This window comes from Actinomadura sp. NPDC048394, from assembly GCF_040651755.1.
Classification (GTDB): Bacteria; Actinomycetota; Actinomycetes; order Streptosporangiales; family Streptosporangiaceae; genus Spirillospora; species Spirillospora montaniterrae.
The window spans coordinates 104374-126892 of record NZ_JBEZJL010000012.1; the positions used below are offsets into that span (position 1 = coordinate 104374).

Below are 22519 nucleotides of genomic sequence, written 5' to 3' on the forward strand. Positions count from 1 at the left end.
CGGGGCGGGCGGTGGTCGAGGTTGGGTGCTGGGAGGGATCGATGGCAGAGGTGCTGGGGGACGACCGGCCGCCCGAGGAGGTCACGTTCGCGGAGCTGGTCGCCGCGCGCGCGGACGACGACCGGACCGGCCTGTGGTTCGAGGACCGCTCGTGGACGTGGCGCGAGGTCGTCGCGGAGGCGCGGCTGCGCGCCGGGCTCGCCCTCGACGCGCGGACGCCCGGGCCCTGGCATGCCGGGCTGTTCCTGGAGAACGGCCCCGAGCACCTGTTCTGGCTGCTCGGCATGGCCCTCGCGGGCATTCCGGTGGTGGAGCTGAACCCGACGCGGCGCGGCGCCGAGCTGGCCCGCGACATCACGCACACCGACTGCGCGCTGCTGGTCACCGAGACGTCCAGGGCGCCGCTGGTCGACGGGCTCGTCCCGGACGTCCCGGTGCTGACCGTGGACTCCGGCGGCTACGGTGAGGCGCTCGCCGCCGCCCGGCCCGGCGCGGTCGAGCCCGTCGCCCCGGAGACGATCTTCTCGCTGGTGTTCACATCCGGGACGACGTCCGCGCCGAAGGCGGTCGTCTGCACGCAGGGGCGGCTCGGCCGGATCGCGGTGCAGCAGCGCGACCGGCGGAAACTCACCCGCGACGACGTCTTCTACGTCGTGATGCCGATGTTCCACTCCAACGCGCTGATGGCCGGGATCGCCCCGGCGGTCGCGACCGGCGGGTGCGTGGCGCTGCGCCGCAGGTTCTCCGCGTCGGGGTTCCTGCCGGACGTCCGCCGCTACGGCGTCACGTTCTTCAACTACGTCGGCAAGCCGCTGAACTACATCCTCGCCGTCCCCGAGAAGCCGGACGACGCCGACAACCCGCTGCGGATCGCGTTCGGCAACGAGGCGGCGCAGCGCGACATCGAGGAGTTCGCGCGCCGCTTCGGCTGCACCGTCATCGACTCGTACGGGTCGAGCGAGGGCGAGATCCGGCTCACCCGCGTGCCCGGGACGCCGCCCGGCTCGCTGGGCGTCGCGGAGGCGGGCACCGTGGTGATGGACCCGGACACGCTGCGCGAATGCCCGCCCGCGAAGTTCGGCCCGCACGGCGAGCTGCTGAACGCCGACGAGGCGATCGGCGAGATCGTCGACATGAAGGGCGCCGCCAAGTTCGAGGGCTACTACAACAACCCCGAGGCGACGGCGAAGCGCGTCCGCAACGGCTGGACGTGGTCGGGCGACCTCGCCTACCGCGACGCCGACGGCTACTGGTACTTCGCCGGCCGCGACAGCGACTGGCTGCGGGTGGACGGCGAGAACTTCGCCGCCGCGCCCGTCGAGCGGCTGCTCGCGCGGTTCGACGCGTTCGCCGACGTCGCGGTCTACGCGGTGCCGGACGAGCACGTGGGCGACCAGGTGATGGCGGCGGTCGCGATGGCGCCGGGATGCGCGTTCGACCCCGCTGCCTTCGCCGCGTTCCTGGCCGCCCAGCCCGACCTCGGGACGAAGTGGGCGCCGCGCTACGTCCGGATCGTCGCCGAGCTCCCGCGCACCCCGACGAACAAGGTGATCAAGCGCCCGCTGCGGGACGAGGCATGGAACACCGGCGACCCCGTCTACGAGCGCCGCGACGGCGGCTACGTCAGGCGGACGCCGGATAGTCCGCGCTGAGGGTGACGTCGCGCCAGCCGGCGAACTCGGTGCGGAGCCGGTCGAGCCGCGCGGTGGCGACGTCGAACGCGACCTCGCCGAGGAGCAGCCGCAGCGGCGGCTCGTCCGCCTCGACGGCGGTGATGATCGCCTGCGCGGCGCGCGCCGGGTCGCCCGGCTGGCTGCCGTAGGTCGCGAGGGTGGACGTCCGGCGGGCCCCGGCGGTGGCGGCGTAGTCGTCGATCGAGACGGGCGACTGCCGCATCGACGGCCCCGACCAGTTCGTCCGGAAGGCTCCGGGTTCGACGATCGTGACGTGGATGCCGAGCGGCCCGACCTCGGCGGCGAGGGACTCCGAGAGCCCTTCGACCGCGAACTTCGTCGCGTGGTAGTAGCCGGTCGCGCCGAACGCGGCGAGGCCGCCGAGCGACGAGACGTTGACGATGTTGCCGGAGCGGCGCGCCCGCATCCCGGGCAGGACGGCCTTGGTGACGTCCGCGAGCCCGAAGACGTTCGTGTCGAACAGCGCGCGGACCTCGGCGTCCTCGCCCTCCTCCACGGCGGCGAGGTAGCCGTAACCGGCGTTGTTGACCAGCACGTCGATGCGTCCGAAGGTGTCCTCGGCGCGCTTGACCGCGGCGGCGATCTGCTCCTTGTCGGTGACGTCGAGCGGGAGCGCGAGCGCGCGGTCCCCGTGCTTCTCGACGATGTCGGCCACGGCGCGCGGGTCGCGGGCGGTGACGGCGGCGCTGTCGCCGCGCTCCAGGACGGCCTCGGCGAGGGCCCGTCCGAGCCCGGTCGAGCAGCCGGTGATGAACCAGACGGTCATTTCTGTCTTTCCTTCGAATGGGTGGCTTCCATGGCGTCGCCCGCGGTGAGGCTGCCGAGCAGGGCGAGCGCCTCCTCGGACGCGCTGCCCGGGGCGGCCTGGTAGACGACCAGCTGCTGGCCCGGGGCGCTGTTCACGGTCAGCGACTCGTAGGTCAGCGTCAGCTCGCCGACGAGCGGATGCCGGAAGCGTTTCGTCTCGTGCGTCTTCTGGCGGATGTCGTGGCGGGCCCACAGCCGGCGGAACCCGGCGCTCTTCACCGACAGCTCGCCGACCGTCTCGACCAGCGTCGGGTCGTCCGGGTCGAGCCCGGCGGACGCCCGCAGCCCGGCGACGGTGTTGACCGCGACGCGGTCCCAGTCGGGGTAGAAGTCGCGCGCGTCCGGGTCGAGGAACACCAGCCGGACGAGGTCGCCGCTGTAGGCGTGGCCGTCGAACAGGGCCTTGCCGAGCGGGTTGTGGGCGAGGACGGTGAGCGTGCGGCCGAGCACGACCGCCGGGGTGTTCGGCCAGGCGTGCAGCATCTGCATCAGGTTCGGGCTGACCCGTTCCCTGCGCGGCGCGCGGCGTCCCCTGGTCCGGGGGCCCGCGAGCTTGTGCAGGTGCGCGACCGCGTCCTCTTCGAGGTTCAGCGCGCGCGCCAGCGCGTCGACGACCTGCGCCGACGGGTTCCGCTCGCGGCCCTGCTCCAGCCGCACGTAGTAGTCGGCGCTGACCCCGGCCAGCCGCGCGACCTCCTCGCGCCGCAGGCCGGCGACCCGCCGGCGCGGCCCGGGCTCGATCCCCGCGTCCTCCGGCGGGACGAGCCCGCGCCGTGCCCGCAGGAACTCGCCGAGCGCGTTCTCCCTGTCCATGCCTTCGAGGCTAGGCGCGGCCGGGCGGCTCCGGTGCCGTCAAGGTGGCTCCGCCGCACCCACCCTCACGCGGCGAGGGCCCTTCCTCACGCCGTCGGCAGGCCCGCGCGCTCGGCGATCGCGCCGAGCGCTTCCTGCAGGGCGGCGCGCTGGTCCGCGCCGAGGGGCGCGGCGATCTCCTCGTCGACCTCCCGCGCCGCCTCCGCGCACCGGCGCAACAGCTCGCGGCCGTGGCCGGTCAGCGTGAGGACCTGGCGCCGCCGGTCGGCCGGGTCGCGGCGCCGCTCGATCGCGCCGAGCCTCACCAGGTGGTCGGCCAGCGCGACGACCAGGCTCGGCGCGACGCCCATCCGCGCGGCGAGGTCCTGCTGGGACGCGGCGACGCCCGCCTCCAGCGCCGTCATCAGCCCGGCGTGCTTGAGCTTCAGGTCGTGGGCGGCGATCTTCGCGGCGAGCCGGTCGCCGTAGATCGCGCCGAGCGTCCCGAGCCGGAACGCCACCGTCGCGGGCAGGCCGCTGGCATCGCTCATGGCGGCGATGTTACTCGGCTTGAATCATTCTGCGCGTGAACCGTCGGGGTGTTCGGCGCAGAGGCAGCCGACGCCCCTCTCGATCCACTCCCGTCCCGCCCACTCGGGGTGCCGCTCGATCATCAGCGCCCGGACCTCCTCCACGATCGTCTCCTCGCTCGCGGCCGAGTCCCGGCGGGCCCAGGTCTCGTCGCGCAGCAGCTCCAGGTAGGCGCGAACGTCCGCGAGCAGCCCCGGGCCGCCGACGTCCCCGTGCCCCGGCACCACCACGCGCGGCGCCTCCGCCGCCAGCCGCCGCATCACCGCGATCCAGCGCGTCCCGGAGACGTCGGTGTCGTGCGGCGGGAACCACGGGAAGATCGCGAACTGCCCGGTCTCGGCGAGGTCGCCGGTGAACATCACGCCCGCGTCCGGGACCGTCACCACCTGGTCGCCCCGGCTGTGCGCGCGGCCCGTCGCGCGCAGCCGCACGACCCGTCCGCCGAGATCGAGGTCATGGGTCTCGTCGTAGACGACGTCGGGCGCGCGCAGCTCGACGCCTTCGAGCTGCCGGGCCACCGATGCGCCGAGTCCCCGGAACATGTGGAGATAGCCGTCGCCCTTGGCGGCGAGGTCCTCGGCCTGCGCGCCGTTGACCAGGTACGTCGCCTCTCCGGCGAACGTCTGCGCGCCGAACGCGTGCTCGGGATGGAAATGCGTCGTGGTCAGGTACAGCCTGCGGCCCTTGGCGTACTCGTCGGCGAACTTCAGCACCGCCTCGGCGTTCCGCGGGCCCATGCCCGTCTCGACGACCAGCACGGAATGCGCGCCGCCGATCACGCCGACGTTCGGCACCAGCTGCACGCCGCGGTTCGGGATCACCACGAGGTCGTCGGCGACCTCCCGCGCTCCGGTGACGTCCACGATCGGGTCGGGGCCCGCGTGCTCCAGCGATTCAGACATGGCGACAACTCCTTCGTCAGGGGGTTCCAGTGCATCGCCGGGGCGGCGCGGGCGTCCAACACCGGTTCCGTCCGCCCGATACCGTCCGGGTATCGTCGCCGGTGATGGACCTACGCTCGCTGCGCTACTTCGTGGCCGTCGCCGAGGAACGCCACTTCGGACGCGCCGCCGCGCGGCTGCACATGACGCAGCCGCCGCTGAGCCGGGCCATCAGGCGGCTGGAGACCGACCTCGGCGCCGTCCTGCTCGACCGGTCGCCCGCCGGGGTCGCGCTGACCGCCGCCGGGACGGTCCTCTACGACGAGGCGCGCCTGCTGCTGGAGCAGGCCGACCACCTGCGCGCCCGCGTCACCGCCGCGACCGGCGCCGCCACCTTGACGGTCGGCACGCTCGCCGACAGCGCGCAGCAGGCGGGCACCCGGCTCGCCGCCGCGTTCCGCCGCCGCCATCCCGGCGTCGACGTCCGCGTCCGCGAGGCCGACCTCGCCGACCCGACCACCGGGCTGCGGGCCGGGCTCGTCGACGTCGCGCTCACCCGGACGCCCTTCGACGACGCGGGCATCACCGTCCACGAGCTGCGCGCCGATCCCGTCGGGGTGGTGCTGCGCGCGGACGATCCGCTCGCGGGACGCGGCGCCCTGCGGCTGGACGACCTCGCCGGCCGCCGGTGGTTCCGGTTCCCGGACGGGACCGATCCGATCTGGTCCGCCTACTGGACGGGTCCTGCGGCGGGCTCGCCGGTGGACGGCCCCGTGGTGCGGACCGTCAACGAGTGCCTCCAGGCCGTCCTGTGGAGCGGGACGATCGGGCTGGGCCCGCTCGCCGACGCGCTGCCGGAAGGCCTCGTCTCCGTCCCGGTGACCGACATGCCGCCGAGCCGGCTGGTCGTCGCGTGGGCGGGGGACGGTCCCGGCCCGCTCATCCGCTCGTTCGTCCAGATCGCCGCCGCTCTCTTCCGTGCCGAGGCCGCGAAGCCGTAGCCCGGCGGGCCCTTGACGCCGCCCACGGCGCGGACGATACTCATCCTCAATCATTCAGAGTCTGAATCATTTGGAGTGTGAAAGATGAGTGCGGTCGAGACGATGCTGATCGCGGCCAACGCCGCCGCCGCCCTTGCGGCGGGCGCGGCCAGTGTGCTGGGCGCCGCCCGACCTGGCCTGATGCTGGCCTCGGGGGAGACCGTCACCTCCGGCGTCGACTTCTACGCCCGCGTCTACGCCATCCGCGCGATACCGCTGAGCATCGCCGTCGTCGCGGTGCTGCTCGTCGCCGACACGGCCGCCATCGTGCCGCTCCTCGTCGTCGCGGGGGTGATCCAGGCCGGGGACGCGGCGCTCGGCGTCCTGCGCCGCGTCCCCGGCATGGTGGCCGGCGCGAGCGTCCTAGCCGTGGTCCATCTGCTGTCGGCGCCCTGGTACGCCACCCATTAGCGCGGCCCGTCCGGCGGTGGTTCCGCGCCGAACACCCACGGCGCGAGGACGATCTGCCACCCGTCCGGGTCCTGGAACACCACCGCCCCGTGGTCCGACCAGTACGGGTTCTCCGGCGCGACCGGCCGGTGCCCGTGCCCGGTCAGGCGGGCCGCCGCCGCGTCCCGCGCCTCGGGACCCCGCAGGTAGAGGACGAGCTGGTTCTCCGGGTGCGGCTCCGGGATCCGGGGCGGCGCGCCGCTCTGGGTGATCTCCATGTGCACGGGCGTCCCCGGCAGCCCGAACACCGCGCCGTCGTAGCCCGCGTGATCCCGCCATTCGGCCAGCACCGGCAGGCCCAGCACGTCCCGGTAGAAGACGAGGGTCTCCTCGAACCGCGCCGTCGGCCGCGCGAACCGCACCGCCCCGACGTCCAGGTGCTCAGGCCACATCGTCCCGCCCCTCGTCCGGCACCATGAGGACGACCTTGCCCCGGCCGTGGCCGGTCGCGACCTCGCGGTGCGCGTCCGCCGCCCGGTCGAGGGGGAACGTCGCGCGGACGTGCAGGCTCAGCCGTCCCTCGGCGTAGAACCGCGCGGCCTCGGCGACGCGCGCCGACGACCGCTTGTCCGGGGTGACGCGGACGCCGAGTTCGGCGGCCCGCGCGTGCTCGACCAGCGTGATGATCCGGTTCCGGTCCCGGACGAGCTTCAGCGACACCTCCAGCGCCTCGCCGCCCGCTCCGTCCAGCGCCGCGTCGACCCCGCCGGGCGCCGCGTCCCGGACGCGCTCCTCCAGGCCGTCGCCGTAGGCGACCGGGATCGCGCCCAGCGAGCGCAGGTAGTCGTGGTTGGCCTCGCTCGCCGTGCCGACGACGGTCGCGCCGGCGATCCGCGCGAGCTGCACGGCGATCGCGCCGACCCCGCCCGCCGCCGCGTGGACGAGCAGGGTGTCACCGCTGCCGACGCCCATCTCCTCCAGCGCGATGTGCGGCGTCATCACCGCCGCGGGGAAGCCGCCCGCCACGTCCCACGGCATGCCCGCGGGCTTCGCGGTCACCGCCGCGGCCGGGACGACGACGTACTCCGCGTAGGCGTTGAGCCGGCAGTTGCCCATCACCTCGTCGCCCGGCCGGAACCCCGCGACCCCGTCGCCGACCTGGTCGACCGTGCCCGCGAACTCGTTGCCCGGCACGCGCGGGAACCCCTCCGGCGTCCCCGGCGGCGTCCACCCCTCCCGGACGGCCAGGTCGAACGGCTGCACCCCCGCCGCGCGGACGCGGACCCGGACCTCGCCGGGCCCCGCCTCCGGCGTCGCGATCTCCATCGTCCTCAGCACGTCCGGCCCGCCCGGCGCGCCGAACCCCGCGACCCGCATGATTCCTCCCTCAGAGTCGATCACGCAGCACGCTAGGACCTCGACCAATGTTGAGGTCAACCCCGCCGCCCCGGCCGGAAAGGTGATGCCCGATTCGCTCGGTCACGTGCGGATTTGTCATATCTCACTAGGATGCTGCCGTGCGCGACGATCAAGACGGCCCTCCGGCCGCCGCCACCGAGGCCCTCGACCTGGCGACCGCGCCGCTGCGGCCGCTGCCCGACGACCCGGCGGGCGGCGACGACCCGGCCCCGGAGCCGGCCGGCGAAGCGGCCGCCGGCGGGCCCGAGCCCGGGATCTGCCAGCACTGCGCGGGCCCGCTGCCGCCCGGCGCGTCCCGGTTCTGCAGCGACGCGCACCGCGCCGCGCACGCGCGCGAGGCCGAGCAGCGCGACGCCTCCGGGACCGTCGCCCTGCGGACCTTCGGCGACGACGTCGAACGGCTCGGCGACATGGTCGTCGAGCTCGTCAAGGCCGCCGCCGCGCTCGGCGAACGGCTCGACGGCGAGGTGCGCGGCGCGATCGACGGCGCCGAGGAGGCGCTCGCCGAGGCGCGCGCCGAGCGCGCCGCCGCCGCCGAGGCCGACGCCCGCACCCGCGAGGCCGAGGCGCGCGCCGAGGCCGCCCGCGAGGAGGCCGCAGCCGCGCTCGAGGAGCTGCGGAAGGGCATGGCCGCCGCGAAGGCCAGCGTCGCCGCCGCGCAGGAGAGCGAGGCCGGCGCCTGGAAGGAGGCCGGCGCCGCCCAGCAGGCCCGCGCCACCGCCGCCAACGAGGCCGCGCAGGCCGACGGGCTCCGCAAGCACGCCGAGGCCGCCTGGCGGACCGAGCACCAGGCCCGCACCGACGCCGAGAACGAGCGCGACGCCCTCGCCGGCCGCCTCGCCGGCGAACAGACCGCCCTCGCCACCGCGCACGCCGAGCTGAAGGAGGCCCGCGCCGAGCTCGACGAGGCCCGCTCCCGGCTCGACGCCGCCGCCGAGACCGAGCGGCGGCTGCGCGAGGAGCTGACCGCCGCGCAGGCCGAGGCCGCCCGGCTCACCGCCGAGCGCGAGTCCGCCACGGCCCGCGCCGACGAGCAGGCCGCGCGCGCCGACCGCGCCGAGAAGCTCGCCGACGAGACCGCCGCCCGCGCCGAGGGCGCCGACGCCCGCATCGAGCGGGCCGAGCAGCGCGCCGAGATCGCCGCCGAGCGCGCCGACCGGGACGCCGCCACCGTCCGCTCGCTGCAGGACACCCTGCGCGCGGCCCTCGACCTCCCGGCCGTCGAGGAGATCGGCGAGGACCAGGGCGTCCGCGTCGGCGAGACCGGCGCGATCATCGCCAAGCCCGGCGGGCTCATCGGCGTCGAGCAGGTCCCGGACGTCCTCGACAGCGAGCTCGCCGCCCGGTTCGCCCGCGCCGTGCTCGCCGTCCGCGTCCATCAGGCCACCCAGCGGGGCGTCCAGGACACGTCCGCCGACTGACCGCGCACGACGAAGGGGCGGAGAGCGCGCCCTGCCCGGGAGCAGGAAAACGACGTCACCCATGTCGGCGTCGGTAACCCGCCAGCCCTGCTCCGGCGCCGCCTGTTGGCTGTGACGCGTCCCCGCGTCCCCGACCCAGGACGGCTCCGATGCGCACGGCCCTCCCACCGGCCCCCGGCCGGATCGCCCCTCCCACGTCCGGATGGCCGGCGGTGCTCGCCGTGACGGCGGGCGTCTTCGCCGTCGTCACCACCGAGATCCTGCCGATCGGCCTGCTCACCCCGATCGGGGCGGACTTCGCCGTGTCCGACGGCATGGCCGGGCTGACGATGGTGATGCCCGGCTACGTCGCGGCGGCCGCCGCCCCCACCATCACCGTCGCGACCGCAGGCGTCGACCGCCGGCGGATGCTCTGCGCCTTCATGTTCCTGCTGGCGGCCGCGAACGCCATAGCCGCCGCCGCACCGGCGTACTGGGCGGTGCTGCTCTCCCGGGTCCTCGTCGGGATCGTCATCGGCGGCTTCTGGTCGATCGGCGCCGGGCCGGCCGCCCGGCTCGTCCCCGCCCGGTCGGCGGGCAGGGCCACCGCGGTCGTGTTCTCGGCCGTCCCGCTGGGATCGGTCGCCGGCGTGCCGCTGGGAACGCTGATCGGCGACCTCGCCGGGTGGCGGGCCGGGTTCCTCATGCCGGGCGCGCTGTCGGCGGGAGTGCTGGTCGCGCTCGTCCTGCTGCTGCCCCCGCTGCCCGCGGAACGGGCCGCGCGCCTCGGCGTCCTCCGCGGCCTGCTGCGCGGCGCGGGCACCCGGTCAGTCCTGCTGCTGACCTTCCTCATCGTCCTCGCGCACTTCGGCGCCTACACCTATGTGACGCCGTTCCTGGAGGAGGTCACCGAGGTGCCGCCGGCGCGGATCACGCTCTTCCTGCTCGCGTACGGCGCCGCCGGGGTCGCGGGCACCTTCCTCGCGGGGACGGCCGCCGCGCGCCGGCCCCGGGCCGCGTTCGGCGCCGCCGGAGCGCTGATCGCCGTCGCCGTCCTGGCGTTGCCGTTCCTCGGATGTGCGGAACCGGGCGCCCTCCTGCTGCTCGTCGTCTGGGGGATCGGCTACGGCGCCGTCCCGGTCTGCTCGCAGGCGTGCTTCGCCCGGGCGGCACCCGAGAGCCCGGAGGCCGCGTCGGTCCTGTTCACGGCGTCGTTCCAGGCGACCCTGTCGAGCGGCGCCCTGGCCGGAGGCGTCGTCCTGGACCACGCTTCCGTCCGGACGGTCATGCTGCTCGGCGGTGCGACCGCCGCCGCCATGGCCCTGCTCTGCCGCGTGACCGGCCATGACGAGAAAAGTGGGGAAAAATTCCCCGGTTAGGGTTGCCGGGCGAGGGAATGCGTGCCACGCTCAAGTGGAGATTGATTCCCCGCTTATGTGGGACGGGAGGATGCCTCCCGCCACCGAAGGAGTCGTCATGGCCTCCGTTGAACTCCCGCCGAAGCTGGCACGGATGAGCCGCGGCCCGCTCCGCCTGCTCGGCTGGGGCGTCCCGATGGGCCCGCTGGTCCTGCTGCGCACCCGCGGCCGGCGCAGCGGCCTGCCCCGCACCGCGCCGGTCGCCCTGCTGAAATTCGAAGGCCGTCAGTGGCTCGTCTCCCCGTTCGGCGAAACCCAATGGGTCCGCAACGCGCGCGCCGACGGGCGGGTGGGGCTCGGGCGCGGGCGGCGGCTCCGTCCCGTGCGCCTCACCGAGATCGACGACGACCGCACACCGCGCGTCCTGCGCGCCTACCGGCACAAGTTCCGGATCGTCCCGTTCGTCCGCGACGCCTTCGCCGCCGGTGGTCCCCACCCGGTCTTCCTCGTGGAACCCGAGGCCTGACCGGCCGCGCACTACTCGCCGTCGTAGACGAGGAGGCCGTCGGGGCGCAGGCGGGCGCCCGACGTGGGCGGGTGCTCGGTGAGACGGCCGTCGTGCGCCAGATGCTGCACCGGATGGCCGCGCGCGAGGACGGCGAAGTCGGCGATGAGCCGCCGATGGCAGCGCCACCACACCGACTCGCTGCACATCACCGCCGTCCGCTCCCGATCGGCCTCCGGCAGCAGCGCGTCCATCGCGGCCACGAACTCGGGGTCGCGGGTGTACCCGGCATAGCCGCGGAACGAATCGTTGCGCCAGAACGTGTCGGGCGAGTCGGGCGCGGCCTTGCGGAAGCCGCCGAGCCGCTTCTCCCACCGGTAGCCGATCCCCGCTTCGGGCAGCCACTCGCGCAACGCGTCCCGCTGCACGTCGGGGTTGCGGCGGCTGCCGGGCGCCGTCCGCACGTCCACCACGTCCCGGACCCCGGCATCCCGAAGCAGCGGCACGAGCTCCTCCCGCCCCGCCGTCCCATGCCCGAACGTCAGCAACGGCTCCGTGTCGTCCACACCTCCAGCATTCCCAGCCAGACCGTGCGGCCGTCTTCGCCGCACAGCTGCGCGTCTCAGGGGCGGGGGTCGGTGCGGAGGATGGAGTAGCGGACGCCGTCGCGCCAGGCGCCGTCACGGAACACGGCGGCACGGATGACGCCCTCACGCGTGAGGCCCAGCTTCTCGAGGACGCGCTGCTCGGCGATGTTCTCGGCCTCGGTGTCCGCCTCCAGGCGGTGGACCTGCGAGTAATCGAACAGATAGCGGATGAGCTGCCGCTGCGCCTCGGTTCCGACGCCCTTCCCACGGGCGTCGGGGTGCAGGCCGATCCCGAAACTGTAGTAGTGGGTGACACGGCTGGCGACGACCTTGCTCCAGGCGACGAACCCGAGCCGGGCGTCGCCGTTCGCGACCAGCATCATGCTTCTGTCGTCGCTGAGCAGGCCGTCCTGCGGCCAACGGCGCTCCCAGCGAAAGGGATCGCCATAGCCGTGCCAGCCGAACTCCCCGGCGATCTCGGGATCGGTGACGAAGCCCCGCAGGAACGGCAGGTCGTCCTCACAGAACGGGCGCAGCACCAGGCCATCAAGGTCCATGAAACGGACCCTAACCGCGCTTGAGCCGCCCCACCAACGAGGCAAACGCCGACCGGGAGAGCCGAAGATGCCCACCCCCAGGATCCCTGCTGTCGCGGACACAGACGACGCGAGAAAGGCCAGCCACCTCGACGCACTGGCCCCCGGTCTCGTCGCTACGGCTGGACTTGCGCCAGGTCGTCATGATGGCCTCCATCAGTCGGTCGTCTGGCGGCGCTTCAGGTGGCCGAGAAGGGCGGCGAAGGCCGGTCGAGGGACTTCGAGGTAGCCGGCCTCCGGAGTCTTGCTGTCACGGATGCCAATGGCAGTGGAGAAAGCGGCTAGCTCGACGCACTCCTCCGTGCCCCCCTGGCCACTATGGCTGCTCTTTCGCCAGGTCGTCATGGCAGCGCCTCGTCAGGTGGTCGGTCGGTAGCTCTTCAGGTGGTCGAGGAGGGCGGCGAAGGCGTGGTGAGGGAGTTCGAGGTGTTCCGCTTCGGGATTCTTGCTGTCCCGGACGGCGATGGTTTCGCTGAGGCGCGCGACTTCCACACACTCCTCTGTGCCGCCGGCTCCGCTGTAGCTGGCCTTTCGCCAGGTCATCATGTGCGCATCCTTGATATCCACTCGCGAGACTGAACTTCGCTCCAGGCTTGGGCTGCGATCTTTTCGAAGCGTACAGCCACGCGGGCCGCCTCTACTTGATCCTCTATGACTCGGCCGACGTTAAGGCTTGTCCCTGCGAAAGCCACTCTGAGACCGCGAGGAAGCTCGAAGCAGCTGAACCCGCCGTCCACTCCGATGTAGGGAAGAGCCTTCTCGGGGATCACCCGTATCGAGACGTGGCGAAGCAGGCTGAGCTTGAGCAACAGATCGCGTTGCTCTTCCATGACCGCCGCCTCTGCCATCGGGCGGAGGGCGACCTCGTCCAAGACCGCCCAGATCGCCGGATCGTCGGCGAGCATCGCTTCCTGATGCTCCATGCGCTTCGCGACAGCGCGTTCGACGTCATCGACCAGTTGGGCGTCGTGCCCTGCGGTGAGGAGCGATCTGGCGTAGCCCTCGGTCTGGAAGGGCATCGGTATGACGTTGTTGTAGTAGATGCGGAGGACGGACGCGTTGCGCTGGTAGCGGCGGAGCTTTTCGGACCAGTTGGGGTCTACGCCCAGTTTGGCGTAGCGCAGGAGGATCGTGAGGATGCCGCCTGTGTCCCATAGTTGGTCCAGGATGTCGGCCTCGCGTTCGTCGATTTGGCGGGTGCCGCCCTCGTACTTGGAAACTTGGCTCTTCGTGCAGCCGATGATCTTTCCGACCTCGTCCTGCGTCATGTTGTGCTTCAGGCGCAGGAAGCGCAGGTAGTAGGCGATGAGGGCGTAGAGCGACACGTCCGGGTCGGGGGACTGCCTGACCATGATCGACCGCCTTCCGGGGGGAGCGGTAGTTGCCAACCTCTCGGGCAATGGTGACAACGTAGCCGGACGCTCCCATTCTTGTCCTGGAAAACGTGGGAAGGAAGGGGGAGGTCATGGGGATTAAAGCCGCTAATTCGGGCGAACTGGATGTGGTGTGCCTGGCGGCGGCCACGGTGCCGGGAATGGTGCGGGCGCTGATCGAGTTCCGGCTCGCCGAATGGGGACTTCGGGCGTTGGCCGGGGACGTTCATCTGATCGCCGGGGAACTGGTCGCAAATGCGATACAAAGCACGCCGGACCGGGAGATCCGGGTCAAGTTCGTGCGGGAGGGGAGGGTCGTGCGGCTGATGGTGTGGGACGCCTCGGACGCGATGCCGGTCGCCAGGCCGGTCGTGGAGATGACGCTGGACGACATCGTCCCCGACGCGTGTGCGCTGGATGCGGGGCACGACGACGGGACGGGCGGGTGGGGGCTCCCGATCGTCCAGGCGCTGGCGAGCCGGTGCGGGGTGGAGCGGACGCGGCCCGGCAAGTGGGTCTGGGCGGAGGTCGCCTTCTGATGGCCGGCGGTATCCCGCTGAGGCGGAGGCGCGAAACCGCCGTCCGGTATCTGGACCACTTGTCCGTCGCGGTGCGGATGGACGGGTGGCGTTGTGTGAAGTTCTATCGCGACGACCGCTTCCCTTTTCCAGAGCCGTTGTTGTGGGTTTATGCGAGTGGCGTCGCCGAGGACGTGGGCGTTGTTGTCGGCGCGCGCGCTGTGCGTGGTTATGGGTGGGCCTACTGCGAGGTGCGGCGAGGACGAAGTCGCTTCCTGTTCCCGTGCGGGGACGTCAATGCGGCGTCTGAGCGGGTTGGTCGCCTGCTCAGACACCGCATGTTCCCGGCGACGTGGTGAAGCGCGCGTCAGTTGTTCGGGTCGGGGGCCGGGTCGCCCGGTTCCGGGGTGACGAGGAGGCCGACGGAGGCGGAACTGCGCATCCAGGCGCCGGTGATCCGCCGGTCGCCGGCGGGACGCCAGTTCGCGGGCGCGTTCCAGCTGCTGCCCGAGCCGTCCGGCTTGAACTCGCCGAGGCTGAACGCCCAGGTCAGGCCGCGGCGGTCGAGGTCCACGAGGGCCTGGTCGACGGTGCGGCCGGTGAGGCGCAGGCTCTTCGGGCGGTCGCCGGGCTCCGGGGTGGCGTCCTGGTAGAGCTCGCCGGGCCGGGCCCTGCGGCCGAGGACGACGTCGGCGCCCTCCAGGTGGAACATCGCGCCGCCGAGCGTGACCCGCAGAGGGCAGGCGCCCTGGTCGGGCGGGCATTTCAGGTCGGTGTCGGACGTGCCGGTGACGCCGCCCGCGGGTTCGTCTCCCGTGGGTGCGTGCAGGGGGCCGACGCGGATGAGCCGGCGCTCCTCGCCCGGGGACACCGGCACGATGCTCAGCCGGACGTCCAGCCCGAACTTCGCGAACGCTTCGCGGAACTCGCGCTGGTCGGCGTAGGCGTCCTTGACCTCGACCGCGTACTCGTCCTTGCCCGTGACGTCGATCTGCACGGCGGCGTTCGCGTAGCTGCGGAGCGGGCCCGAGTCGCGGCCCGGGAACACGATGAACGCCGCGGCGGCGGCGACGGTCGCCACTGCCAGGGCGGCGAAGCGGAGGTGGAGGCGGGAGCGGCGGCGCGGGGCCGGGGCCGGGGGCGTTTCCGTGGTGATGGCGGTCAGGAGGGCGCGGGCCGTCTCGTCGGACGTGGTGATGTCGTCGTCGCGGACGGGGTTCAGGGACGCCACGAGTTCGTCGACCGGGTTCGTCATGCCAGCTCGCTCCTCAGGACGGGCCTGCCCGGCCCCGGTTGGTCGACTCCGGCGGCGCGCAGCGCGCGCGCGAAGCGTTTGCGGGCCCGGTGGAGGCGGATGCTCACGGCGTTGCGGGAGCAGCCGAGCACCGCGGCGATCTCGGGGACGGACAGTCCCTCCCACGCGACGAGGGTGAGGAGTTCGCGGTCGCGGTCGGGGAGGGCGCGGAACACCTCGGTCACGGGGGAGTCGTCGTGGACGGGCGCGGTGAGCTCGGCGCGCAGCGCCGCCGTCTTGTCGGCGTGGCGTCGCAGGCCGCGCCGGTGGTTGGCGAGGACGCGGCGCGCCACCCCGTACAGCCACAGCCGGGCCCCGTCGCCGGACGGGACGTCGGCGGCGCGCCGCCAGGCGATCGCGAAGGTCTCGGCGACGACGTCGGCGGCGTCCTCGGGGGTGTCGCAGCGCCGCAGCGCGTAGCCGAGCAGCGCCCGGTAGGTCGTGGCGTAGACGGCCGCGAACTCCTCTTTATCCATGGACGGGGATCCTCCGCATGTGGCCTCCTCGGCGGTCACCTGCACATGTCATGGGATCCCCGGATCTTTCACCCGGCGAAGGACGAGATCCGGGACCAGACCCGCGCGGGCTGCTCCTCCTGGGCGAAGTGCCCGGCGTCCTCGATGGTGGCGGTGGTCAGGTCGCGGACGCCGCCTTCGCGGAAGCCGCGCGCGTAGGCGTCGATGTCGCCGCCCTCGCCGTCGCCGCGCAGGTAGAGGAGCGGCGTGGAGGCGGGGCCGGTGGCGGCGGTGTTGTCCTTCACGTCCTGGGCGAACGCGCGGTACAGGTCGAAGCCGGCGGTGAGCGCGGTGCCGCCGTACGCGGCGGCGTGGGCGTCCCGCGACTCCGGGGTGAGCCGTGACGGGTCGACGGAGAGCACGTCGTAGAAGTAGTCGAAGTACTCGCGCTCGTGGCCCCGGACGAGGGTCTCCGGCAGCGACGGGACGGCGTGCAGGCCGAAATGCCAGATGTAGGGGTTGCGCAGGACGTCGTCCCACGGGGGCACGCCAGGGATCACGGTGTTCATGATGACGACGCGGGCGGCGTCGTGTCGGCGGAGGTAGGCGTAGGCGACCATGCCGCCGGCGTCGTGGCCGACGAGGGTGAGGTCGGCCAGTTCGAGGTGTTCCACAAGGCTGTGGACGATCGCGGCGAGCGCGGCCTTCGACCCGCCGGTGGCGGGCCCGCTGGATTCGCCGATCCCGGGAAGGTCGATGGCGAGCAGCCGGGCGCCGGGCGGCGCGGCCTCCATGACGCCCGTCCACGTCCGCCACGACTCGGGCCAGCCGTGCAGGAACAGGAACGGCCGCCCGGCCGGGTCGCCGGACTCGGCGACGTGTAGGGAGTGGCCGCCGACCGGGACGCGCGCGTGACGGATTGACATGAACCATGTCTATCAAAGCACATGATGCATGTCTAATAGCTAGGATGGGGACGTGAACGCGTACGAGCGGGGGACGGGCTTCCTCCTGGCCCGGCTGGGCTCGCTGACCGCGCGGTCGTGGACGGCGTTCCTCGCCGCCCACGACCTGACGCAGGGCCAGTACGCGGTGCTGGTGACGCTCGCCGAGCACGGCCCGCAGGGGCAGCGGCGCCTCGCCGGGCTCGTCGCCGTGGACGCGCGCAACATCGTCGCCGTGCTCGACGCGCTCGCCGGGCGCGGGCTCGTGGAGCGGCGCCCGGACGAGGCGGACAGGCGCCGCCGCACCGTCGCGCTCACCGAGCGGGGGAAAGCGCTCGTCACGGCGGTCGCCGACGCGGCGGCCGAGGAGCAGGACGGGTTCCTGCGCGCGCTCGACCAGGCCGAGCGCGCCCAGTTGAACCTGCTGCTGAGGCGGCTCTACGCGTCACACGTCGACGGCCCGGCATGACGGCGGCCGCGACCCCGGCGAACAGGGCGACGGCGGCCGACCCCGATGAGCAAGGCGACAGCGGCCGACCCGGTGAACGGGGCGACGGCAGCGGCCGCGGTGGACGGGGCGACGGCAGCGGCCGGCTCGGGTGAACGGGGTCAGGACGGCTTCGGGAGCATGCGCTTCATGGCTTCGTGCGCGCCCGCGACGAGGGCGTCGCGGGGGAAGCCGGCGCGCTTCTGGGCGGCCTTGTAGTTGCCGCCCGCGACCCAGACCGGCCCGTCGGACAGGTGCTCCAGGCCCTCGCGGGCGATGTCGTCGGGCTCGGCGACGTTCAGGCCCGGGATGTCCATGTTGAGGCCGGCGCGTTCCATCGCGGGGGTGCGGGTGACGCCGAGGACGAGCTCCAGCACGTCCACGCCGTGCTCGCGCATCTCCAGCCACAGCCCCTCGGCGAACACGCGGCCGAACGCCTTCACCGCGGCGTAGATGCTGATCTGCGGCTGCCCCATGTAGCCGGCGAGCGAGCCGACCAGCAGGATCCCGCCGCGCCCGCGCTCCTTCATCAGCGCGCCGAAGTGCTGCGTGAGCGCGAGCTGCGCGGTGATGTTCAGGTCGATGACGCCCTGGAAGCGCTCCAGGTCGCCGGACACGAACTCGTGGCCGTAGCTGTTGGCGCCCGCGTTGAAGATCAGGAGCCCGACGTCCAGGCCGTCGGTGACCTCGCGGATCCGCTTCAGCGGGTCGGGGGCGACGAGGTCGAGCTCCAGGGTGCGGACCTCCACGCCCTTCGCGCGGACCTCCTCGGCGGTGCGCTCCAGCGGCCCGGGCTTGCGGGCGATCAGCACGAGGTTCAGCCCCGCGTCGGCCAGCCGGTGGGCGAAGGCGGAGCCGACGCCCTCGGAGCCGCCGGCGATGACGGCCCACGGGCCATAGCGGTCGATCATTGTTCTCCGTCCAGGTCCGGGGTCCAGGCGACGCCGTTGACGTGCGAGCCGCCGTCCACGAACAGGGTGTTTCCGGTCAGGTAGCGGGCGCCGTCGGAGGCCAGGAACACCGCGACCGGCGCGATGTCGGTCTCGGGGTCCCCGAGGCGGCCCATGGGGTTGGCGGCGTCGGCGGCGGCCTCGATCTCGGGATGCTCGGCCGCCATCCGGCGGAACGCGGCGCTCTTCGCGCCCGGGCAGATCGCGTTCACGACGACGCCCGTCGGCGCCCACTCGCGGGCGGCCGTGCGGGTCAGCGTGCGCAGCGCCTCCTTCGCCGAGTTGTACTCCAGGGTGCCCATGTGCGCGTTGACGCCGTTCAGCGAGCACATGTTGATGACGCGGCCCCAGCCCTGCCGCTTCATGTGCGGGAACGCGGCGCGCATCGCCCAGAACGGGCCGTAGTAGCCCATCGCGAAGCCGCGGGCGAGCTGCTCGTCGGTCTTGGTCTCGACGCGGCTGACGGTCCCGGCGCCCCAGGCGTTGTTGACCAGGACGTCCACGCCGCCCCACAGGTCGGCGCAGAACGCGACCATCGCCTCGACCTGCGCGCGGTCGGTGACGTCGGTCGGGACGAACCGGGCGTCCGCCCCGAACTCCTCGGCCAGCTCCCGCGCGACCCGCTCGCCCGCGTCCACGTTCAGCTCGGCGACCAGGACGCGGGCGCCCTCGGCGGCGAACCGGCGCGCGATACCGCGCCCGATGCCGTCGCCCGCGCCCGTCACGATCGCGGACCGGCCGGCCAGCGCGTCACTCATCGATCACCGTGATCGACCCGGTCAGCGCGGCCTCCTGGATCGCCGAGCGCAGCGCCGGGCACGTCTCGAACGGGTCCGCGGCGAGCTCCGGGCAGGCGGCGCGGGCCTCGGCCGTCCACTGGATGCTCGTCTGCTCCCAGCTCGACTTGCGGACCAGCACCTCCGCGGCGCACCGGCGGCAGCGGACGGGCAGCAGCGGCCCGTCCACCAGCCGCTCGTCCTGGCGGACCGTCACGCCGAGGCCCCTTCGGCGGCCCGGCGCGCGAGGTTCTCCTCGACCTCCTTCTCCCACGACTCGACCGGCCGCGTCGTGTCGATCTCGAACTCGAACCGGTCGGTCATCTCCGGCTGCACGTCGGCGACGTCCACGTAGAACTGCTGGTACCAGCGGCGCAGCTGGTAGACCGGGCCGTCCTCCTCGCACAGCAGCGGGTTGTCGATGCGGGCCTTGCGCTTCCAGATCGCGACGTCCTGCTCGAACCCGGTGAGGATGAACGTCGACAGCTTCTCCGCGGTGGCCTCGGCGACCTCCGGCGGCAGCTTGTCGCTGTGCTGGACGATGATCCCCGAGTGCAGCGAGAACGAGTGCTCGTCGATCGGGTAGTGGCAGTTGATCAGCACCGAGTTCAGGTCGTAGCCCTCGTAGTGGTACGTCAGCTCGTCGATCATGAAGGACGGGCCGTGGTAGGACGCGACGGAGCTGTTGCCGAGCATCCGCGGCCCGCCGCTGCCGCTGCTCTCGCGGCGCGCGTCCGGCCGGCTCTTGCCCTTCATGATCTGCGTCGCGACGGTGCCCTCGAAGATGTTCTTGAAGTACGTCGGGAACGAGTTGTGGATGTAGAAGAAGTGCGCCATGTCGACGACGTTGTCGATGATCTCGCGGCAGTTGGTGTGGACGACCTGCTCCGTCCAGCGCCAGTCCGTCCAGTCGTCGCGGGTGGCGCCCTCGATCAGCGGGATCGTCACGTCCTCCGGCGGCTGCTTGCCCTCCGGGTCGTTCCAGACGAACAGCAGCTGGTTCTTCTCCATCGTCGGCCACGCCGCCGTGCGCGCGCGCAGCGGAACGCGCCGCGCGTACGGGATCTTCTTGCAGCGCCCGTCGCCGCCCCAGCGCCAGTCGTGGAACGGGCACGCGATCTCGTTGCCCTTCACGGTGCCGTCCGACAGGTCGCCGCCCATGTGCCGGCAGTAGCCGTCCAGGACGTTGGTCTTGCCGTCCTCACCGGTGAAGACCACGAGCTTCTGCCCGAACGCGTTCACCGTGTGGGGCTTGCCGTCCTTGTACTTCTCGGCCAGCCCGAGGCAGTGCCATCCCCGGGCGAAACGGGAGGAGATGGCCTCCGCCTCGATCTTGCGGACGGCGTCCGGCTCGGTTGCTGTCACGTGGATCATCCCTTCAGCGATGGACGGGTGATTCGAACGGTAGGTCGAGCGCCGCGGTCCGGTCCCGGAAGTCTCAGTGGCCGGGACGCGCGTCCCCGCGGCGGCACGGTGACATGGTGTCCTGCGAGGGCCGGAACGGAAAAGGCGGGAGCGAGGAGCGGGCATGAGCAACGAGGTCCTGGAAGCCGTGCGGGAGCTGCTGCCGGGCATCGCCGAGCGGGCCCGGTCCGTGGACGAGAAGGGCCGCATCCCGGCCGAGACGATGAAGGAGCTCACCGCCGCCGGGGTGTTCCGGATGCTGCAGCCGTCCCGGTACGGCGGCGCCGAGGACGACCCCGTCGCCTTCTACGAGGTGGTCCGGGCGGTCTCCGGCGCCTGCGGCTCCACCGGCTGGGTCACCGCCGTCCTCGGCGTCCACTCCTGGCATCTCGGCCTTTTCCCGGACGAGGCGCAGCAGGAGGTGTGGGAGCCGGGCCCGGACGTGCTGGTCGCCTCGTCGTACGCGCCGATCGGCCGGCTCACCCCCGTGGACGGCGGGTTCGAGGTGTCGGGGCGGTGGGCGTTCTCGTCCGGCTGCGAGTTCGCGGACTGGGCGCTGCTCGGCGGCCTCGTCGTCGGCGCGGAGGGCCGCCCGGTCGACTTCATGACCGTGCTGATCCCGAAGGCGGACTACGAGATCCGCCAGGTGTGGGACTCGATGGGCCTGCGCGGCACCGCCAGCGACGACATCGTGGTGGAGCGGGCGTTCGTGCCCGCGCACCGCGCGATGCGCAACTTCGACCAGGCGCAGCTGCGCACCGCGGGCCGCAAGGTCAACACCGGGCCGCTGTACCGGCTGCCGTTCGGCACGATCTTCACCACCACCGTCGCGGCCAGCGTGATCGGGATGGCGGCGGGCTGCCACGACCTGTACGTGCAGCGGATGCGCGACCGGATCCGGCTCAGCCTCGGCGGCGGCCGGTTCGTCGAGGACCAGTTCGCGCAGGTCGCGGTGGCGCGGGCGGCGTCGGAGATCGACGCGGCGATCCTGCAGACCGACCGGAACGTCCGGGAGATCTACGCGTACGCGGTCCGCAACGAGAAGATCCCGATGGAGCTGCGGCTGCGCGCGCGCCGCGACCAGGTGCGCGGCACCGAGCGGGCCATCGAGGCGATCGACATCCTGTTCAAGACGGCGGGCGGCAACTCGCTGCACCGCGGCAACGTGATCGAGCGGGCCTGGCGGGACGCGCACGCGGGCAGCGTGCACGTGGCGAACGACGTGGAGCACGCGCTGTCGATGTACGGCCGCGGCGAGTTCGGCCTCGCGGTGGAGGACAACCTCGTCTGACGCCGGGAAAAGGGCTTGGGCGGGATGGGGCCGGGCTGGTAGCTTGCACGGGATCGTGAAGGAACGCGAGGAGGTGAGACCCATGAACGCTGGATCGAGGTGGGTGCTCCCCCTTTCGTCACGGTCTTACGGCTGACACAGGTGTCGCCGGGAGCGCCCGAAAAGGCACTCCCGAAAGGCAACACCATGCATTCCTTGCACTTCACCGCCGAGACGTCGTCGAACGGCGTCCGCGAACGCGACTTCACCGTGGACGGTGTTCCCGGCGTCCTCTGGTCCCCCGCGTCCGGCACCGGCCGCGCGCCCCTGATCCTGATGGCCCACGGCGGCGGCAACCACAAGAAGTCGCCCGCGATGGCGGGCCGCGCGCACCGCCTCGTCACCGGCTGCGGCTTCCACGTCGCCGTCATCGACGCGCCCGGGCACGGCGACCGTCCCCGCACGCCCCACGACGAGCGGGAGATCGCCGAGCTGTTCCGGGCGAGGGCGGCGGGCGAACCGGAAGGGCCGATCGTCGTCCGGTACAACGCCCACCTGGCGGAACAGGCCGTCCCGGAATACCGCGCGACCCTCGACGCCCTCCAGGAACTGCCGGAGATCGGCCCCGGCGGGCCGGTCGGCTTCTTCGGCCTGAACATGGGCACCGCGATCGGCGTCCCGTTCGTGGCGTCCGAACCCCGGATCTCCGCCGCCGTCTTCGGGCTGCACTGGCCCGACGCGCTGGCCGACGCGGCGCGGCGGATCACCGTTCCGATCGAGTTCGACCTCCAGTGGGACGACGAGCACATCCCGCGTGAATCCGGTCTCGCGCTCTTCGACGCCTTCGCCTCGAAGGAGAAGACCCTGCACGCCAATGCCGGCGCGCACAAGGAACTCCCCAGGTTCGAGGTGGACAACGCCGTCCTCTTCTTCGCCCGCCACTTCCCCCACGCCGCCTAGCCGCTGAATTGCGGCGAGTCGTCGTTAT

The 22519-nt window shown here is 72.8% G+C and carries 29 protein-coding genes; 10 read left to right on the top strand and 19 right to left on the bottom strand.

Going from position 1 to position 22519, the window contains the following annotated elements:
- The first annotated feature begins 41 nt into the window (after positions 1–41).
- Positions 42–1652 carry an AMP-binding protein gene (locus AB0C78_RS10685; RefSeq protein WP_360744944.1) on the top strand — a complete coding sequence of 537 codons (1611 nt, stop codon included), beginning with the start codon at positions 42–44 and terminating at the stop codon, positions 1650–1652.
- On the opposite strand, the gene AB0C78_RS10690 is transcribed toward AB0C78_RS10685, so the two are convergent.
- From AB0C78_RS10690 to AB0C78_RS10705, 4 genes are all read right to left on the bottom strand, one after another.
- Positions 1624–2460 carry an oxidoreductase gene (locus AB0C78_RS10690; protein WP_360744947.1) on the bottom strand — a complete coding sequence of 279 codons (837 nt, stop codon included), beginning with the start codon at positions 2458–2460 and terminating at the stop codon, positions 1624–1626. The genes AB0C78_RS10685 and AB0C78_RS10690 overlap by 29 nt on opposite strands.
- The gene (locus AB0C78_RS10695; RefSeq protein WP_360744950.1) at positions 2457–3314 is read right to left on the bottom strand and encodes a helix-turn-helix transcriptional regulator; all 858 of its coding nucleotides are present in this window, start codon (positions 3312–3314) and stop codon (positions 2457–2459) included. The genes AB0C78_RS10690 and AB0C78_RS10695 overlap by 4 nt, the downstream gene beginning before the upstream one ends.
- Before the next feature lie 86 nt (positions 3315–3400).
- Positions 3401–3844 carry a MarR family winged helix-turn-helix transcriptional regulator gene (locus AB0C78_RS10700; protein ID WP_360744953.1) on the bottom strand — a complete coding sequence of 148 codons (444 nt, stop codon included), beginning with the start codon at positions 3842–3844 and terminating at the stop codon, positions 3401–3403.
- A 24-nt stretch (positions 3845–3868) separates the two neighbouring features.
- Entirely contained in the window at positions 3869–4786 is a 918-nt protein-coding gene (locus AB0C78_RS10705) for an MBL fold metallo-hydrolase (protein WP_360744956.1), read from the bottom strand.
- Between the two features lie 104 nt (positions 4787–4890).
- Here AB0C78_RS10705 and AB0C78_RS10710 point away from each other — a divergent pair, with 104 nt between their 5' ends.
- Together AB0C78_RS10710 and AB0C78_RS10715 are read left to right on the top strand one after the other, a co-directional pair.
- Positions 4891–5766, top strand: a complete 876-nt coding sequence (locus AB0C78_RS10710) for a LysR substrate-binding domain-containing protein (RefSeq protein ID WP_360744959.1) — start codon at positions 4891–4893, stop codon at positions 5764–5766.
- Positions 5767–5850: 84 nt separating this feature from the next.
- A complete protein-coding gene (locus AB0C78_RS10715; RefSeq protein WP_360744962.1) occupies positions 5851–6216 on the top strand; it encodes a hypothetical protein in 366 nt (121 codons plus the stop codon).
- On the opposite strand, the gene AB0C78_RS10720 is transcribed toward AB0C78_RS10715, so the two are convergent.
- Positions 6213–6647 (bottom strand): VOC family protein, encoded by a 435-nt coding sequence (locus AB0C78_RS10720; protein ID WP_360744965.1) that lies wholly within the window; start codon positions 6645–6647, stop codon positions 6213–6215. The two genes, AB0C78_RS10715 and AB0C78_RS10720, sit on opposite strands and share 4 nt — an antisense overlap.
- Positions 6637–7572, bottom strand: a complete 936-nt coding sequence (locus AB0C78_RS10725; protein ID WP_360744968.1) for an NADP-dependent oxidoreductase — start codon at positions 7570–7572, stop codon at positions 6637–6639. The genes AB0C78_RS10720 and AB0C78_RS10725 overlap by 11 nt, the downstream gene beginning before the upstream one ends.
- A gap of 140 nt (positions 7573–7712) precedes the next feature.
- Between AB0C78_RS10725 and AB0C78_RS10730 the strand changes: the two genes are divergently transcribed.
- The 3 genes from AB0C78_RS10730 (at position 7713) to AB0C78_RS10740 (ending at position 10898) form a co-directional block, all read left to right on the top strand.
- A complete protein-coding gene (locus AB0C78_RS10730; protein ID WP_360744971.1) occupies positions 7713–9035 on the top strand; it encodes a hypothetical protein in 1323 nt (440 codons plus the stop codon).
- A 149-nt stretch (positions 9036–9184) separates the two neighbouring features.
- Entirely contained in the window at positions 9185–10393 is a 1209-nt protein-coding gene (locus AB0C78_RS10735) for an MFS transporter (RefSeq protein WP_360744974.1), read from the top strand.
- Between the two features lie 97 nt (positions 10394–10490).
- Positions 10491–10898: a nitroreductase family deazaflavin-dependent oxidoreductase gene (locus AB0C78_RS10740; RefSeq protein ID WP_360744977.1), complete on the top strand. Its 408-nt coding sequence runs from the start codon at positions 10491–10493 to the stop codon at positions 10896–10898.
- Between the two features lie 11 nt (positions 10899–10909).
- On the opposite strand, the gene AB0C78_RS10745 is transcribed toward AB0C78_RS10740, so the two are convergent.
- Genes AB0C78_RS10745 through AB0C78_RS10770 form a run of 6 tightly spaced genes read right to left on the bottom strand, consistent with a single transcriptional unit; the run spans position 10910 to position 13412 of the window.
- Positions 10910–11443 (bottom strand): DUF488 domain-containing protein, encoded by a 534-nt coding sequence (locus AB0C78_RS10745; protein ID WP_360744980.1) that lies wholly within the window; start codon positions 11441–11443, stop codon positions 10910–10912.
- A gap of 56 nt (positions 11444–11499) precedes the next feature.
- On the bottom strand, positions 11500–12021 hold the full coding sequence (locus tag AB0C78_RS10750) for a GNAT family protein (protein ID WP_360744983.1): 522 nt from the start codon (positions 12019–12021) through the stop codon (positions 11500–11502).
- A 10-nt stretch (positions 12022–12031) separates the two neighbouring features.
- A complete protein-coding gene (locus AB0C78_RS10755) occupies positions 12032–12217 on the bottom strand; it encodes a DUF397 domain-containing protein (protein WP_360744986.1) in 186 nt (61 codons plus the stop codon).
- Positions 12217–12405 (bottom strand): DUF397 domain-containing protein, encoded by a 189-nt coding sequence (locus AB0C78_RS10760; protein WP_360744989.1) that lies wholly within the window; start codon positions 12403–12405, stop codon positions 12217–12219. Before AB0C78_RS10760 ends, AB0C78_RS10755 begins: the two co-directional genes overlap by 1 nt.
- Before the next feature lie 12 nt (positions 12406–12417).
- Positions 12418–12606, bottom strand: coding sequence for a DUF397 domain-containing protein (locus AB0C78_RS10765; protein ID WP_360744992.1), 189 nt, complete (start codon positions 12604–12606; stop codon positions 12418–12420).
- Complete coding sequence (locus AB0C78_RS10770) at positions 12603–13412, bottom strand: helix-turn-helix transcriptional regulator (protein ID WP_360744995.1); 810 nt, start codon at positions 13410–13412, stop codon at positions 12603–12605. Before AB0C78_RS10770 ends, AB0C78_RS10765 begins: the two co-directional genes overlap by 4 nt.
- Before the next feature lie 113 nt (positions 13413–13525).
- Between AB0C78_RS10770 and AB0C78_RS10775 the strand changes: the two genes are divergently transcribed.
- Positions 13526–13972 (top strand): ATP-binding protein, encoded by a 447-nt coding sequence (locus AB0C78_RS10775; RefSeq protein ID WP_360744998.1) that lies wholly within the window; start codon positions 13526–13528, stop codon positions 13970–13972.
- Between the two features lie 346 nt (positions 13973–14318).
- Here AB0C78_RS10775 and AB0C78_RS10780 read toward each other — a convergent pair whose 3' ends face one another.
- The 3 genes from AB0C78_RS10780 to AB0C78_RS10790 form a co-directional block, all read right to left on the bottom strand.
- A complete protein-coding gene (locus AB0C78_RS10780; RefSeq protein ID WP_360745001.1) occupies positions 14319–15206 on the bottom strand; it encodes a hypothetical protein in 888 nt (295 codons plus the stop codon).
- A complete protein-coding gene (locus AB0C78_RS10785) occupies positions 15203–15721 on the bottom strand; it encodes a sigma-70 family RNA polymerase sigma factor (RefSeq protein ID WP_360745004.1) in 519 nt (172 codons plus the stop codon). The genes AB0C78_RS10780 and AB0C78_RS10785 overlap by 4 nt, the downstream gene beginning before the upstream one ends.
- A 68-nt stretch (positions 15722–15789) precedes the next feature.
- Positions 15790–16626 carry an alpha/beta hydrolase gene (locus tag AB0C78_RS10790; protein WP_360745007.1) on the bottom strand — a complete coding sequence of 279 codons (837 nt, stop codon included), beginning with the start codon at positions 16624–16626 and terminating at the stop codon, positions 15790–15792.
- A 52-nt stretch (positions 16627–16678) separates the two neighbouring features.
- Here AB0C78_RS10790 and AB0C78_RS10795 point away from each other — a divergent pair, with 52 nt between their 5' ends.
- Positions 16679–17113: a MarR family transcriptional regulator gene (locus AB0C78_RS10795; protein ID WP_360745010.1), complete on the top strand. Its 435-nt coding sequence runs from the start codon at positions 16679–16681 to the stop codon at positions 17111–17113.
- A gap of 140 nt (positions 17114–17253) precedes the next feature.
- Here the strand turns inward: AB0C78_RS10795 and AB0C78_RS10800 are convergent, their stop codons facing one another.
- The 4 genes from AB0C78_RS10800 to AB0C78_RS10815 are packed head-to-tail and all read right to left on the bottom strand — an operon-like array spanning position 17254 to position 20231.
- Positions 17254–18042 carry an SDR family NAD(P)-dependent oxidoreductase gene (locus AB0C78_RS10800; RefSeq protein WP_360745013.1) on the bottom strand — a complete coding sequence of 263 codons (789 nt, stop codon included), beginning with the start codon at positions 18040–18042 and terminating at the stop codon, positions 17254–17256.
- A complete protein-coding gene (locus AB0C78_RS10805) occupies positions 18039–18839 on the bottom strand; it encodes a glucose 1-dehydrogenase (protein ID WP_360745016.1) in 801 nt (266 codons plus the stop codon). Before AB0C78_RS10805 ends, AB0C78_RS10800 begins: the two co-directional genes overlap by 4 nt.
- Positions 18832–19074, bottom strand: a complete 243-nt coding sequence (locus tag AB0C78_RS10810) for a ferredoxin (protein WP_360745019.1) — start codon at positions 19072–19074, stop codon at positions 18832–18834. Before AB0C78_RS10810 ends, AB0C78_RS10805 begins: the two co-directional genes overlap by 8 nt.
- Positions 19071–20231, bottom strand: a complete 1161-nt coding sequence (locus AB0C78_RS10815) for a Rieske 2Fe-2S domain-containing protein (protein WP_360745022.1) — start codon at positions 20229–20231, stop codon at positions 19071–19073. Before AB0C78_RS10815 ends, AB0C78_RS10810 begins: the two co-directional genes overlap by 4 nt.
- Before the next feature lie 154 nt (positions 20232–20385).
- On the opposite strand from AB0C78_RS10815, the gene hsaA reads away from it, so the two are divergent.
- Positions 20386–21552, top strand: coding sequence for a 3-hydroxy-9,10-secoandrosta-1,3,5(10)-triene-9,17-dione monooxygenase oxygenase subunit (gene hsaA / locus AB0C78_RS10820; protein ID WP_151540075.1), 1167 nt, complete (start codon positions 20386–20388; stop codon positions 21550–21552).
- 186 nt (positions 21553–21738) lie between these two features.
- On the top strand, positions 21739–22491 hold the full coding sequence (locus tag AB0C78_RS10825) for an alpha/beta hydrolase (RefSeq protein WP_360745026.1): 753 nt from the start codon (positions 21739–21741) through the stop codon (positions 22489–22491).
- Positions 22492–22519 lie beyond the last annotated feature (28 nt).